The sequence below is a fragment of the Streptomyces sp. NPDC021080 genome (assembly GCF_044333225.1).
Lineage (GTDB): Bacteria > Actinomycetota > Actinomycetes > Streptomycetales > Streptomycetaceae > Streptomyces.
In genome coordinates this window covers 205651-220041 of record NZ_JBIRQM010000013.1, presented here as the reverse complement: position 1 = coordinate 220041, position 14391 = coordinate 205651, and the positions used below count along the sequence as shown (strand labels likewise).

Here is a 14391-nt window from a genome sequence, read left to right as displayed (position 1 = left end):
CGCCGGAGCGGGGACCCCGGCGGGAGACGTGGCCGCAAAAGGGTGGGCTCCGACCGGAGATCTCCGGTCGGAGCCCACCCTTTTGCCCTGGTGTGCCGCGCCGCTAGGCGGCCTTCGCCTTGGTGGCGTACATGTCGACGTACTCCTGGCCGGAAAGACGCATGACCTCGGTCATCACGGAGTCGGTGACGGCGCGCAGCACGTACCGGTCGCGGTCCATGCCCTCGTAGCGCGAGAACTCCATGGCCGGTCCGAAGCGGACCGTGACCTTGCCCGGACGCGGCATGCCCGCGCCGCCCGGCTGGAGCTTGTCGGTGCCGATCATCGCGAACGGGACGACCGGGGCGCCGGTCATCAGGGTGAGCCGGGCGATACCCGTGCGGCCGCGGTACAGGCGGCCGTCGGGGGAGCGGGTGCCCTCGGGGTAGATCCCGAAGATCTTGCCCTCCTCCAGGACCCGGCGGCCGGTCATCAGTGCGGCCACGCCACCGTTGGCGCCGTCCCGGTCCACCGGGATCATGCCGACGCCGGTGAAGAACCACGCCATGAGCCGGCCCTTGAGGCCCTTGCCCGTGACGTACTCGTCCTTGCCGATGAAGAACACCTGCCGGTCGCAGACCAGCGGAAGGATCATCGAGTCGATGAACGTGAGGTGGTTGCCGGCGAGGATCACCGGGCCGTCGCCGGGGATGTTCTCCACGCCTTCCGCCCGTAGGCGGAACATCAGGCGCATGATCGTTCCGAGCACTGCCTTGATGAGCGCGAAGCGGGACAACGGGCCCTCCGGTGTCAAGGGATCGGTATGGAGTCTGTGCAGGTGAGGACGATACTCGCGGTTCCCGGTCGATTGCACATCGGGTTCACCGACCGGATACGCACTGTTGACCTACGTTTACCTGCGGTTGCGTGCCCGTGAGCGGTGGACACGGGGGCGGCCCGGTGTGACGGACATCGCGCGCGGGTACCGGCGAACGGGTGAGCGCCCGGCGAAGGGACGTCCGCCCGCCCCGGTCGCACGCTTGCCCGCGGCCGCCGGCCGATGCCGACGGACCGTCATGTTCCGCGTCCCGGGGGCGGTCCGAGGTCACCCACTGTTCCGCCGCGGGCCTCCCTCCCGTCACGCGGGGGCACCTACGATCGTCCCGCTTCGACAGGCAGGGCACCTACGGCGGGAGGAGCGCTCATGGGGGCGCAGGAGTCGAACGGTCAGGAGCGGGGCACGGTACGGCGGACGCTGCTGTCGGCCGCGGTGCTCGGGGCGGGCGGGGCGGCCCTCGGCCTGCCCGGCACCGCGAGCGCGGACGGACGCCACGGAGGCGGCGGCTACCGGAGCCTGCCCAGACCGACCGTCATCGGTCACCGGGGGGCCAGCGGCTACCGGCCGGAGCACACCTTCGGTTCGTACCAGCTGGCGCTCGACCTGGGCGCCGACGTCGTCGAGGCGGGCGACCTGGTGCCCACCAGGGACGGCCACCTCGTGTGCCGTCACGAACCGGAGATCGGCGGGACCACGGACGTCGCGGCGCACCCCGAGTTCGCCGCCCGCAGGACCACCAAGACGCTCGACGGGGTCCCCACCACCGGCTGGTTCACCGAGGACTTCACGCTCGCCGAGCTGAAGACCCTGCGCGCCGTGGAGCGCATCCCCGCCAACCGTCCGCACAACACCCTCTACGACGGCCGCTGGGAGATCCCCACCTTCGAGGAGGTGCTCCGCTGGCAGGACGAGCAGACCCGCAGGCGCGGCAAGCAGGTCTGGATCTATCCCGAGACCAAGCACCCCACCTACTTCCGGGCCCTCGGCCTCGGCCTGGAGGAGCGGGTCGCGAAGCTGTTGCGCAAGTACGGCAAGGACAGGAAGGACTCGCCGGTCATCCTCCAGTCCTTCGAGCCGAGCAGCATCCAGCGGCTCGGCGAGCTCGTCCGCAACCCGCTCGTCGTCCTGCTGTCGGCCGCGAACACCCGGCCCTGGGACTTCGTCACGGCGGGCGACCCCCGTACGGTCGCCGACCTCGTCACCCCCGCCGGCCTGGAGTGGATCGCCTCGTACGCGCAGGGCATCGGCCCCACGCTCGACCTCGTCATCCCCAAGGACGCGGACGGCAACCTCACCAGTGCCACCACGCTCGTCGCCGACGCGCACCGGGCGGGCCTGATCCTGCACCCGTACACCATGCGCAACGAGAACCCCTTCCTGCCCGCGAACTTCCGCAAGGGCACCGCGGTCGACGCCTACGGGGACCCCTTCGGCGCCTTCAGGACCTACTTCGCGACGGGCATCGACGGCGTCTTCTCCGACAACGCGGACACCGCGGTGCTGGCCCGCGCGGACTTCCTCGAGGGGTGAGCCCGTCGTCCCCGGTCCGGCGCCGGACCGGGGGCGGGGGACGGGACAGCGGCCCGCATCCGTCAACGGACGGCCCCCTCGTCCCGGATGGGGTGAAGAAACGGCCGCCCCGGCAACCTCGCGCCGGGGCGGCCGTGTCGTTCCGTACATGACCCACGAGCTGGTTACCGCCCTGGGCCCGCTGCTCGCCGCCGAGGCGTCGGCCGAGGCCCATGCCTCCGGTGCCGAGCCCGGCGACCTGGAACAGGCCGTCTGGCTGCGGCTGCTGGAACGCCTGGACGCGACAGGACCGCCCGCCGACCCGCGGCGCTGGGTGCGCCGGGCCGTGCGCTCGGAGGCCCGCCGCAGCAGCCGCAGGGCCCGCGCCGAGCAGCCGTACGCCACCGAACCCGCCGACGACGGCGGAACGGGCCCGGAGCAGCGGGCGATGGCGGCCGCCCGCCGTCGCGAGCTGCACGCGGCGGTGCGCCGGCTGCCCGGCCGCTGCCCGGACCTGATGGCCGCCCTGCTCTCCCCGGAGGACCTCACCTACCGGGAGATCGCGGGCGAGTTGGGTATCTCACAGGGCAGTCTCGGTCCGGAACGTTCCAGATGTCTCGGATGTCTCCGGCGATTGCTGACGCCGGAGGTTGCGGCCCGCCGGCGACGGGGATAGGAGTGGGGGACGACCGGAACAGGTGAGCGGGAGGCATGCACACATGGGCATGAGCGTGACCATCTCGGCGGCGACCGAGCAGGATGCGGAATCGATCCTGAAGCTGCAGTACCTCTGCTATCAGAGCGAGGCCGAGCTGTACGGCGACTACGGCATCGAGCCGCTCACCCAGCCGCTCGACTCGCTCAGGGCGGAACTGGCGGGCGGTACCGTCCTGGTGGCCCGGCTCGGCGACGAGGTGGTGGCCTCGGTACGCGGCGCCGTCGACGCCGACGGCACGGCCCGTATCAACAAGCTCATCGTGCACCCGCGCATGCAGCGGCACGGCCTGGGCGGACGCCTGCTCGACGCGATCGAGGCCCGCCTCGGCACCGAGGGAGCGGCCAAGTCCTTCCAGCTGTTCACCGGCCACCGCAGCGAGCGCAACCTGCGCCTGTACCGCAAGCACGGCTACGCCCCCGTCTCGCAGGAGCGCGTGGGCGAGCGCATGACGCTGGTGACCCTGGCCAAGGGCGCCGACACCGGCGCGTACGCCACCAGCGCCTGACCCCGGCCGGTCCCGGCCGGATCGTCAGACGGCGGCGGTCGTGCGCGCCTTGCGCAGCCAGTACATCGCCGACAGCGGCAGCAGGACCGGGATGAAGAGATAGCCCATGCCGTAGTCCGACCACACCGTGGCGTCGGGGAAGGCGGACGGCTCGGCCAGCGTCCAGGTCCCGACGATCAGCACACCCGCGAGCTCGGCGGCGCAGCACACCAGGGCCGCCCTGCGCGCCGTCTCGCCGCCGCGCACGAGCGAGTACGTGATGAACCCGTAGACGAGACCGGCGACCGCGGACAGCGAGTAGGCGAGCGGCGCCTTGTCGAACTGCGTGGAGATCTGCACGGCCGACCGCGAGACGGCGCCGACCACCATCACCCCGTAGAGCCACACCAGCAGGATCCCGGGGCCGCCGATGAGCCGCGCGCGCCCCGCTCCGGCGGCCGGTTCCGGCGGTGTCGCGCCCTGCTCGTCCCGCATGTCCCAAGTCACGGTCGTGTTCTCCTCCGTGGCCGTCATCTCAGCCTCCCCAGATGTCGTAGAGCCGGACTTCGAGCACGGCGAGGACGACCCCGCCGGCCGCCACCGTGACCGAACCCCAGCGGGTGCGCTCCGCCAGCGACATGAATCCCGCGGCGGGAATGCAGGCGAAGGCGCCGATCAGATACGCCACGAAGATCGTCGTGCCCTGCTCCGGCTTCTCGCCGCGCGCCAGCTGGACGACCCCGATCACCAGCTGGACGAGGGCGAGCACGCTCACCACGGCCATGCCGATGAAGTGCCAGTCCTTGGTGGGCTGATCGCGGTGGGCGGCCCAGCCGCACCAGGCGGCGAGCGCGAGCGCGGCGACGGCCGTCGCGACCGTCAGGGCATCAAACATGCCGTGACCCTATTACGGGCCAAAAGACCTGATGCGCTCGCCCCCTGGGCTCCGGGCAGGGCTCGCCGCGGGCACGACCACCGTGGCGTCGGCCACAACGCGTCAGGCCGGCGAGCCGGCGCGGACCTCGTCGTCGCGGACCTCTCCGCCCTGTCCGTACCGGTGACGACAAGGGATGAGGGGATCTCCGTCCGGGGCTGGAACGCGTCCCGCGACGGCTGTCCACCGTCCACCGCTGTCCGCTATTCGGACAGCGGTGGCGGCCCCCGCCCCCCGGTCTGCTTTACTTCCTCCCATGACCACGACGAGCTGCCGCATCCTTGCGACCGAGGCGACCATGACGCCCGGTGCTCGTTGTATGTGTCGAATGTGCGCCTGTTAGAGGGCCCTCGCACCACCGCCTGATCCCGCGCCCCGAAGCGGGACCGCCGCGCCCTGTGTCCGTACCGCGTACGTGACCGGGCTGCCCCGCGCACACGTTCTCCTTCCGGTTCCAGCGCCATCGCGAGAACCGTGCCGCGCTGCGACCGAATGCATCCGTGCCCGGCGCACACCCACGCCCTGCACTCGACAGTGACGGAACCCCCAGTGATCACGACAACGGGCCTCACCAAGGTCTACCGCTCACGCGGCCGTGAAGTGACCGCCCTCGACGGCGTCGATCTGCACGTCCGCGAAGGCGAGGTGTACGGCGTCATCGGCCAGTCCGGCGCCGGCAAGTCCTCGCTCATCCGCTGCGTCAACCTCCTGGAGCGTCCCACCTCCGGCACGGTCACCGTCGCCGGCCAGGACCTCACCGCCCTCGTCGGGCGCGGCCCCCGCGCCGGCCGGGAACTCCGCCGGGCGCGCACCCGGATCGGCATGGTCTTCCAGCACTTCAACCTGCTGTCCTCGCGGACCGTCCAGGAGAACGTCGAGCTGCCGCTCGACATCCTCGGGCTCTCCCGGAGGGAGCGCAGCCACAAGGCCCTCCAGCTCCTGGACCTGGTCGGCCTGACCGACAAGGCGGGGTCCTACCCGGCCCAGCTCTCCGGCGGCCAGAAGCAGCGCGTCGGGATCGCCCGTGCCCTGGCCGGCGACCCGAAGGTGCTGCTCTCCGACGAGGCGACCAGCGCCCTCGACCCGGAGACGACCCGCTCCATCCTCCAGCTGCTGCGCGACCTGAACCGCCAGCTGGGCCTGACCGTCCTGCTCATCACCCACGAGATGGACGTCGTCAAGACGGTCTGCGACTCGGCGGCGCTGATGGAGAACGGCCGCATCGTCGAGTCCGGCACCGTCAGCGAACTGCTCGCGACGCCCGGCTCCGAGCTGGCCTCCGCCCTCTTCCCGGTCAGCGGCACCGCCTCCGGCGACGACCGCACCGTCGTCGACGTCACCTTCCACGGAGAGTCGGCCACCCGGCCGGTCATCTCGCAGCTCTCGCGCACCTACAACATCGACATCTCGATCCTCGGCGCCGCGATGGACACCGTCGCGGGCCGGCAGGTCGGCCGGATGCGCATCGAACTTCCCGGCCGTTACGAGGAGAACGTCGTGCCGATCGGATTCCTGCGCGAGCAGGGCCTGCAGATCGAGATCCAGGGGCAGCAGCCCGAGCTGGTCGAGGAAGGTGCCAAGTGAGCTGGTCCGAGATGCAGCCGCTGCTGTCCGAGGAGTGTTGGAACACGCTCTACATGGTCGGCTGGTCCACCCTCATCGCGATCGTCGGCGGCCTGCCGCTCGGTCTCCTGCTGGTGCTGACGGACCGCGGCGGCCTGCTGCAGAACGTCGTGGCCAACAAGGTCGTCGGGCAGGTCGTGAACGTCGCCCGCTCGATGCCGTTCATCATCCTGATGGTCGCCCTGATGACCTTCACCCGGTGGGTCACCGGCACGACCATCGGCCGTGAGGCCGCCATCGTGCCGCTCGCCATCGGCGCGATCCCGTTCTTCGCGCGCCTGGTCGAGACGGCCGTCCGTGAAGTGGACGGCGGGCTCGTCGAGGCCGTGCAGGCGATGGGCGGCAACACCTGGACCGTCGTCCGCAAGGTCCTCGTCCCCGAGTCGCTGCCCTCGCTGATCTCCTCGGCGACCACCACGGTCGTGGCCCTCATCGGCTACTCCGCGATGGCCGGCACCGTCGGCGCGGGCGGACTGGGCGATCTCGCCATCCGCTACGGCTACCAGCGCTTCGAGACCGAACTGATGTGGATCATCGTCGCGATCCTCGCCGTCGTCATCTCGGCCATCCAGTTCGCCGGCGACCACGCGGCCCGCACCCTGGACCGCCGCGGTGGCCACTCAGGCCCCGCCCCGAAACTGCGCCTGCTGAAGTCCCGTCGGCCCGCGGCCGCGGACGTCGGCGAGGCCGCCTGAACGACCCGCGGACCCGCGCACGGTCCCCGGCCCCACCCACCGATTTCCCCGTCCACCCCATGACGGGGCGCTCCACCCCTCAGGAAAGGCACTTTTCGTGCGTAACACTGCCAAGATCACCACTGCCGTCCTCGTCGCCGGAGCCCTCACCCTGGGTCTCTCCGCCTGCGGTTCGGGCAAGGAATCCTCCTCTTCCTCCGACTACAGCGGCCCGCTCGTCGTCGCCGCCAGCCCGGTCCCCCACGCCGAGATCCTGAACTTCATCAAGAAGAACCTGGCGAAGAAGGCGGGCCTCGACCTGGAGGTCAAGGAGTTCCAGGACTACATCGTGCCCAACACGGCCACCGAGGACGGCTCGGTCGACGCCAACTACTTCCAGAACCAGCCGTACCTCGACGACTTCAACAAGAAGCGCGGCACCCACATCGTGCCCGTCGTCACGGTGCACCTGGAGCCGCTCGGCCTCTACTCCCACAAGGTGAAGAGCGCCGACGCCCTGAAGAGCGGTGCGACCGTCGCCGTGCCGAACGACGCCGTGAACGAGGCGCGGGCCCTGAAGCTGCTCGCGTCCAAGGGGCTCATCACCCTCAAGGACGGCGCCGGCAGCGAGGCGACCCCGCAGGACATCTCCAAGAACCCGAAGAACCTCAAGTTCAAGGAGGTCGAGGCGGCTCAGACCCCGCGCTCCCTGGACGACGTGGACGCCGCGGTGATCAACGGCAACTACGCCATATCCGCCGGCCTCAAGCCCGCCGAGAACGCCCTCTTCCTGGAGTCGGCGACGAACAACCCGTACGGCAACTTCCTCGCCGTCGAGAAGGGCAACGAGAAGGACCCGCGCGTGAAGAAGCTCGCCAAGCTCCTCACCTCGCCCGAGGTCAAGAAGTTCATCGAGGACAAGTACGCCGGTTCCGTCATCCCGTCCTTCTGACCGGTCGCGTCGTCCCGCCCTTCTGAACAGACCGGGAACCGGGCCGATTTGCGGCCCCCGGTCCGACTCGTCACCGCACGGGGTCCACTCCATTACCCGGAGTGGACCCCGTTGTGCCGTTCAGTGGTTTCATGCTGCATGCTGGGCAGTTCAGCGGACCCGACGGTACATCAGGTCCGAAGTCCCCGACGGTTACGGAGCGTCGCATGACGAGCACCTTCCCCGACATCTCCATCAGCACGGAGCGGTTGGTCCTGCGTGCGCTCGACGAGGACGACGTGCCCGCGCTGACGGAGATGATGAACGACGAGATGGTGGCGGCCTGGACGTCGATCCCGCAGCCGTTCACCGAGGACGGCGCCCGCGACTGGATCACCGACTACGCGCCCACGGAACGCGCCGGGGGGCGTGGACTCGACCTCGCCGTCACCGAGTTCCTCACCCAGCGCCTGGTCGGCGTCATCCAGCTCGGCAAGACCAACTGGCGGGTCCGTTCCACCGAGCTGTCCTACATCGTCGCCCCCTGGGCGCGCGGCGAGGGCTACGCGTCCGAGGCCGCGCTCGCCACCGCCCGATGGCTCTTCAGGGACCAGAAGTTCGAGCGCGTGGAACTGCGCACGGCGGCCGGCAACACCGCCTCGCAGCAGGTGGCCCAGAAGATCGGCTGCATCAGCGAGGGCGTGCTGCGCAACGCCTGCATAGCGCGCACCCGGACCGAGGAAGGCACCTGGGTCGACCTGCGCACCGACTTCATCGTGTGGAGCCTGCTGCCCGAGGACCTCGACGGCATGGACGGACACCTCGGCGACACGGGCGGCTTCTCCTCCTTCGACGACTGGAACTGAGACGCCGGGAACTGAGACGCCGGGAACGGGGACGCCGGGAACGGAAGCGGCGGGGACCGAAACGCCGGGAACGAGGACGACGGACGGAGAGGGGACCGGCGGACGCCTGGCGTCCCGCGCGTGCGCCCGCTCCGCCGAACGGGAACCGTCACGGCAGGCCGCGCACGGTCACGGGCGGTCGTATACGGTCGCGTCGAGTCACAAGGGTGTACGGGAGTCACCTCACCGGACCCCGGTGCGCGGACCGGGACCGACGTCCGGGCGCGAGGAGACCTCTCCCGCGCCACGCCGACCGGCACACCCCCGCCGCACCGCACCGGGGTACCCTCACCAGGCCCGCCCGGGCTGCACCTCAGACCTGCGAAGACCTTCTGGAGACTGACGACGATGGCCGACCGGGTCACGGTGATCGGCTGGGACGGCTCGCCGCTGACCGTCGCGGCGCGCTCCGCTCTCGGTGCCGCCACGCTCGTGGCCGGCGCGGCCCACCATCTCGCGCTCCCCGAAGTGCCCGAGGGCGCCGAACGCGTCCGGCTGGGCAGTATGGACCTCGCCGCCCGCCGCATCGCGGGCCACCGCGGCACCGCCGTCGTCCTCGCCGACGGGGACCCCGGGTTCTTCGGCGTCGTACGCACCCTGCGCGCACCCGAGTTCGGCCTGGAGGTCGAAGTCGTGCCCGCCGTCTCCGCCGTGGCCGCCGCCTTCGCCCGCGCCGGAATGCCCTGGGACGACGCGCAAGTGGTCGTCGCACACAGCCGCACGCTGCGACGCGCGGTGAATGTATGCCGGGCCCATACGAAAGTTGCCGTCCTCACCTCTCCCGGCGCCGGCCCCGCCGAACTCGGGCTGCTGCTCGAAGGAGTGCACCGCACCTTCGTCATCTGCGAGGAACTCGGCACCACCCGTGAGCAGGTCACGATCCTGACCTCCGACAAGGCGGCCGACCACGCCTGGCGCGACCCCAATGTCGTGATCGTCATCGGCGGCTTCGTGGCCGCGGCCCCGGGAGGCGGCTGGATCGCCGGCCGGGAGCCCGGAGGCGAGCCGCGCGGCTGGGCGCTGCCCGCGCGCGCCTACGGCGGCGCGCTCGGCGAGGGCGAGACCGATCTGCTGCGCGCCGCCCAACTCGCCCGGCTGGGACCGCGCGTCGGCGACCTCGTCTGGGACATCGGCTGCGGCAGCGGCGCCTTCGCCACCGAGGCCGCCCGCACCGGTGCCGCCGTCATCGCGGTCGACCGCAGTCCGGGCTCCTGCGCCCGCACCGAGCACTCGGCCCGCCGTTACGGCGTGCAGATGCAGATCGTGCACGGCAGTGCCCCGCACGTCCTGGAGGACCTGCCCGAACCCGATGTCGTACGGGTCGGAGGCGGGGGAGCGGCGGTCGTCTCGGCCGTCGCGGACCGCAGGCCCCAGCGCATCGTCGCGCACGCCGCGACCCGTGACGCCGCCGAACTCATCGGCCGCGATCTGACCGAGCACGGCTATGACGTCGAGTGCGCTCTCATTCAGTCCGTCGAACTCGATACGAAGGCCTGGACGGAGAAGGAGCGGAGCGTCGCGTTCCTGCTCAGCGGCCGTCTGCCGGATCGCGCCCCGTGATCCTGTTGTCGTACTGCGCGCGGTAGGCTGGCCGATCGTTGTACCGCTCCCGGGGGTCGGCCTTTCGTAGGTCAATGTCCGGAAAACCCGCCCGTTTTGAGGCGTGTGTGGTACGGCAGAACCGGAGGACGCGCAACGTGGCGCAGTCCACAGCGGCCACTCGCGGATCACGCTGTCGCGAGGGCGGGATGACCGGGACAATGCCAGTTAATGGCTTTGTCGTCTTTGTTGGCCGGTCGTACGTGCCGCTGGGCACGCACGCTCGTTCTTGACTGTGGGGCGGTCGGTGCGCCGTTCCGGGCGAGCTGGACTTTGGAGCACTAACCGATGGGCGAGGGGTACGCATGACCGACACCGGCCAGGTCCCGGGCGAGGGATTGCCGGAGAACGCAGGCATGGTGGAGCAGCCAGGCGTCTCCGCGCCGGGTGCGTACACCTACCTCGACTCTTCCGAGAGCCCCGTCGAGGAGGACGACCTGCTCCTGCTGCCGGGCGCGCCCGGCGCGCAGGGTGCCTGGGGCAACGAGGTGCCGCCGCCGGCCCCGATGCCCTTCACCGACGAACCCGGTCCGCACGAGACGGACGGACGTGACACCGGGGCGATCGACCTCGGCGCCGTGCGCGCGCCGAGCCCGTCGCCCGTTGCCCAGCCGGTCCCGCAGCCCGTCGCGGTCCCCGTGACCCCGCGCCGTCCGCTGCACCTCGGCCCGCCCACGCCGGACGGTTCCGCCAGCCCGGTGCGCTCGCTGGCCGACCGCGGACCCGCGGGCGTCCGTCCGAGCTCCATGACCACCCCGGTCGCACCGCTGCGCCAGGCCGGCCCGCCGACCGTCGGCCCCGAGTACCTGGACGTGCCCCAGCCCGCCGAAGCGCTGCCGCAGAGCACCGCGGCGTGGGGGACCGTGCTGGCGGCCGGTGAGGCCACGGCCGCGGAGACGGTCGCCCCCGAGGCGGGACAACTGCCCGGGTCCCCGCCGAGCACGGAGCCCGTACCGGCTCCCGAGGTGCCGCAGGCCGCGGAAGCCGAGCAGGCGCCCGGCGTCGTGGCGACGCCTTTCGTCCCCGACCAGGCGGCGCTCGACGCCGGCCTGCCGGTGCCGGGGGCCGACGCCGTGTCGCTCGACCTCCAGGACCACGCGGACGGACGGGCCCCCGAAGCCGTGCCCGCGACGGACGGCTCGCCCGAACCGCAGGTTCCCGGCGCCCCGCAGTTCCAGGACGCCCCGGAGACCCCGGGTGCGCCGGACACCACCGACGCCGCGGACGGGGCGGAGACGCCCGTGCCCGAGGCGGCCCGGATCACCGAGGACACCGGGCCGGCCGTGCCCGAGCAACCGCTCGCCCCGGCCGGGGGATTCTCGCCCGCCGAGGACCCCGCCGCCGCGCAGGTCCTCCCGCCGGTCCCCGGCCAGGACACGTACGGGGCCGGCCTCCCGGAGGCCGTACACGCCGAGCCCGTCCCGGAGGCCGTGCACGCCGAGCCCGCCGTCCACACGCCGGAACCGGCCGTGGTCTTCCTGGACGAGGCACCCCTGCCCGGCACCGAGCAGTCCGCCGGTGCCCCGGTGCCGCACGCCTACGAGCCCCCGGAGTCCGCGCTGTCGGCGCTCTCCGCGCGCTCGGCGGAGGCCTCGCAGGGCGGACAGGGTCTCGTCCTCGACGAAGCCCGGGCCCAGCAGTTCACCGACCCCGCCTTCGCGGAGGACGGCGCGGTCCTGCCCGAGGACGCCGCTCCCGCCCACGACGGCGCCGCCGTGTCCGTGCCCGACGACGCCGCGGCCGAGCAGGCCGTACCGGTGGGCGTGGCCGCCCAGGCCGAGGCCGCCCACCCGGCGGCGGGCCAGGCCGACGGCGACCCGCACCACCCGGCTCACGTCGGCCCGCAGCCCGAGAGCGTCCCGGACACGGCGGGCGTCCCCGGATTCCCCGGTGCGCCCGCAGTGCCCCAGGCCGACCAGAGCCTCGGCCATTTCGTTCCCGTGGACGGCACCGTGCCCGCGACCGCGCACCCGGCCGCGACGCCGCCGCACGGTACGACCGTGGCCCCGCCGCCCGCCGAGGAGCAGCCGCCGGCCCAGGAGCCCGCGCAGGTCGCCGCGGCCGTGGCGGACGTCCCGGCCGAGGAGACCCCCGCGGCCCAGGCCGAGCCGGTCGCTCAGGCGCCGGTGCCCGCCCCCCGCGAAGCGGAGCCCGAGTCCGAGGCCACGCCCCTGCCGCAGCCGCTCACCGCGGAGCCCGAACCCGTGGCGGCACAGCAAGCGGAGGACCTGCGCACGCAGGTCGCCGACCAGGAAGAGAGCACGGCCGTGGTGGAAGACGCAATCGAGTCCACCGGTCCCGCGGCCCCCGGCTTCAACGACGCCGAACGCGAGGCCGTCCTGCGCGTGATCCGCGAGCGCCGCGACATCCGCAACGGCTTCCGCGACGACCCGATCCCGCACGACGTGCTGCTGCGCGTCCTGGAGGCCGCGCACACCGCGCCGTCCGTCGGCCACTCCCAGCCCTGGGACTTCGTCGTCATCCGCTCCGCCGAGACCCGGCGCAGCATGCACGAACTCGCCCAGCGCCAGCGCGAGGCCTACGCCAAGTCGCTTCCCAAGGGCCGCGCCAAGCAGTTCAAGGAAATGAAGATCGAGGCCATCCTCGACACCCCGGTGAACGTCGTCGTCACCGCCGACCCGACCCGTGGCGGACGCCACACCCTCGGCCGGCACACCCAGCCGCAGATGGCCCCGTACTCCGCAGCGCTCGCCGTGGAGAACTTCTGGCTCGCCGCCCGCGCCGAGGGCCTCGGCGTCGGCTGGGTCAGCTTCTTCGACGAGCGCGAGATGGTCCGCGCGCTGGGCCTGCCCGAGCACCTGGAGGTCGTCGCCTACCTGTGCGTCGGGTACGTCGACGAGTTCCCGGAGGAGCCCGAGCTGATGCAGGCCGGCTGGTCCAAGCGCCGCCCCCTGTCCTGGGTCGTGCACGAGGAGACGTACGGCCGTCGCGCGCTGCCCGGCGAGGAGCCGCACGACCTGCTCGCCGAGACGGTCTCCAACATCCGCCCGCTCGACGCCAAGGCGCTCGGCGAGGCGTGGGAGCGCCAGAAGCGGATGACCAAGCCCGCGGGCGCCCTCGGCATGCTGGAGATCATCTCCGCGCAGCTGTCGGGCCTGTCCCGGATGTGCCCGCCGCCGATCCCGGAGCCCGCCGCCGTCGCGATCTTCGCCGGTGACCACGGTGTCCACGCGCAGGGCGTCACCCCCTGGCCGCAGGAGGTCACCGGCCAGATGGTGGCCAACTTCCTCGGCGGCGGCGCGGTCTGCAACGCGTTCGCCAACCAGGTGGGCGCCGAGGTCTGCGTCGTCGACGTGGGCGTCGCCTCCGACCTGCCCGCCACACCGGGTCTGCTGCCGCGCAAGGTCCGGGCGGGCACCGCCGACATGACCACCGGTCCGGCCATGACCCGCGAAGAGGCCGTCGCCGCGCTGGAGGTGGGCATCGAGACCGCCCGCGACCTGGTGGCCGCGGGCAACAAGGCGCTGCTGACCGGTGAGATGGGCATCGCCAACACGACCGCGTCGGCCGCCCTGATCTCGGTGTTCACCGGTGCCGACCCCGCCGAGGTGACGGGCCGCGGCACCGGCATCAACGACGAGACCCTGGCCCGCAAGACCGAGGTCGTCCGTCGTGCCATCGAGTTCCACCAGCCGGACCCGGCCGACCCGATCGGCGTCCTCGCGGCGATCGGCGGCCTGGAGCACGCGGCCATGGTCGGCCTGCTCCTCGGCGGCGCGTCCCTGCGGACGCCGGTGATCCTGGACGGCGTCAGCGCCGGAGCCGCCGCCCTGGTGGCCCGCGCCATCGCCCCCGAGGTCCTGGCCGCCTGCATCGCGGGCCACCGCAGCGCCGAGCCCGGTCACGTGGCCGCTCTGAACAAGCTGGGCCTGCGCCCCCTGATCGACCTCGACCTGCGTCTCGGCGAGGGCACCGGTGCCCTGCTGGCCCTGCCCATCGTGCAGAGCGCGGCGCGGGCGATGCACGAGGTCGCGACGTTCGACTCGGCCGGGGTGACCGAGAAGTAGGCCCATGGCACGGGTGGGGTGGGCAGGCGTTCCGCGCCGGGCCCCCCCCCCCCCCCCCCCCCGGGCCCCCCACAAAAACACCCCCCCCCCCCCCCCCCCCCCCCCCCCCCGCGTGGGGGGCCCCGGGGGGGGAGCCCCCCGCCCCCCGGGGCCCCCCGCGGCGGCGGGC

Annotated in this window: 12 protein-coding genes; 9 read left to right on the top strand and 3 right to left on the bottom strand. The window is 72.4% G+C overall.

Features of this window, described 5'->3' with window-relative positions:
- Nucleotides 1–103: 103 nt before the first annotated feature.
- Nucleotides 104–793 carry a lysophospholipid acyltransferase family protein gene (locus tag ACH4S8_RS30175; protein WP_398399533.1) on the bottom strand — a complete coding sequence of 230 codons (690 nt, stop codon included), beginning with the start codon at nucleotides 791–793 and terminating at the stop codon, nucleotides 104–106.
- Between the two features lie 390 nt (nucleotides 794–1183).
- On the opposite strand from ACH4S8_RS30175, the gene ACH4S8_RS30170 reads away from it, so the two are divergent.
- From ACH4S8_RS30170 to ACH4S8_RS30160, 3 genes are all read left to right on the top strand, one after another.
- Nucleotides 1184–2347 (top strand): glycerophosphodiester phosphodiesterase, encoded by a 1164-nt coding sequence (locus tag ACH4S8_RS30170; protein ID WP_398399531.1) that lies wholly within the window; start codon nucleotides 1184–1186, stop codon nucleotides 2345–2347.
- A gap of 148 nt (nucleotides 2348–2495) precedes the next feature.
- A complete protein-coding gene (locus tag ACH4S8_RS30165; RefSeq protein ID WP_398399529.1) occupies nucleotides 2496–3002 on the top strand; it encodes an RNA polymerase sigma factor in 507 nt (168 codons plus the stop codon).
- 43 nt (nucleotides 3003–3045) lie between these two features.
- Nucleotides 3046–3549: a GNAT family N-acetyltransferase gene (locus ACH4S8_RS30160; protein ID WP_361679293.1), complete on the top strand. Its 504-nt coding sequence runs from the start codon at nucleotides 3046–3048 to the stop codon at nucleotides 3547–3549.
- A gap of 24 nt (nucleotides 3550–3573) precedes the next feature.
- Here ACH4S8_RS30160 and ACH4S8_RS30155 read toward each other — a convergent pair whose 3' ends face one another.
- Complete coding sequence (locus ACH4S8_RS30155) at nucleotides 3574–4023, bottom strand: hypothetical protein (protein WP_398399738.1); 450 nt, start codon at nucleotides 4021–4023, stop codon at nucleotides 3574–3576.
- A 40-nt stretch (nucleotides 4024–4063) separates the two neighbouring features.
- Nucleotides 4064–4423 carry a hypothetical protein gene (locus tag ACH4S8_RS30150; RefSeq protein WP_398399526.1) on the bottom strand — a complete coding sequence of 120 codons (360 nt, stop codon included), beginning with the start codon at nucleotides 4421–4423 and terminating at the stop codon, nucleotides 4064–4066.
- A gap of 531 nt (nucleotides 4424–4954) precedes the next feature.
- Here ACH4S8_RS30150 and ACH4S8_RS30145 point away from each other — a divergent pair.
- From ACH4S8_RS30145 to cobT, 6 genes are all read left to right on the top strand, one after another.
- Nucleotides 4955–6046, top strand: coding sequence for a methionine ABC transporter ATP-binding protein (locus ACH4S8_RS30145; protein ID WP_398399524.1), 1092 nt, complete (start codon nucleotides 4955–4957; stop codon nucleotides 6044–6046).
- Nucleotides 6043–6780: a methionine ABC transporter permease gene (locus ACH4S8_RS30140; RefSeq protein ID WP_398399522.1), complete on the top strand. Its 738-nt coding sequence runs from the start codon at nucleotides 6043–6045 to the stop codon at nucleotides 6778–6780. Before ACH4S8_RS30145 ends, ACH4S8_RS30140 begins: the two co-directional genes overlap by 4 nt.
- A 97-nt stretch (nucleotides 6781–6877) precedes the next feature.
- Nucleotides 6878–7711 carry a MetQ/NlpA family ABC transporter substrate-binding protein gene (locus ACH4S8_RS30135; RefSeq protein WP_398399520.1) on the top strand — a complete coding sequence of 278 codons (834 nt, stop codon included), beginning with the start codon at nucleotides 6878–6880 and terminating at the stop codon, nucleotides 7709–7711.
- 206 nt (nucleotides 7712–7917) lie between these two features.
- Nucleotides 7918–8556 (top strand): GNAT family N-acetyltransferase, encoded by a 639-nt coding sequence (locus ACH4S8_RS30130; protein WP_398399516.1) that lies wholly within the window; start codon nucleotides 7918–7920, stop codon nucleotides 8554–8556.
- A 387-nt stretch (nucleotides 8557–8943) separates the two neighbouring features.
- Nucleotides 8944–10155, top strand: a complete 1212-nt coding sequence (cbiE, locus tag ACH4S8_RS30125; RefSeq protein WP_398399514.1) for a precorrin-6y C5,15-methyltransferase (decarboxylating) subunit CbiE — start codon at nucleotides 8944–8946, stop codon at nucleotides 10153–10155.
- A gap of 344 nt (nucleotides 10156–10499) precedes the next feature.
- Nucleotides 10500–14222: a nicotinate-nucleotide--dimethylbenzimidazole phosphoribosyltransferase gene (gene cobT, locus ACH4S8_RS30120; RefSeq protein ID WP_398399512.1), complete on the top strand. Its 3723-nt coding sequence runs from the start codon at nucleotides 10500–10502 to the stop codon at nucleotides 14220–14222.
- The last annotated feature ends 169 nt before the right edge of the window (nucleotides 14223–14391 follow it).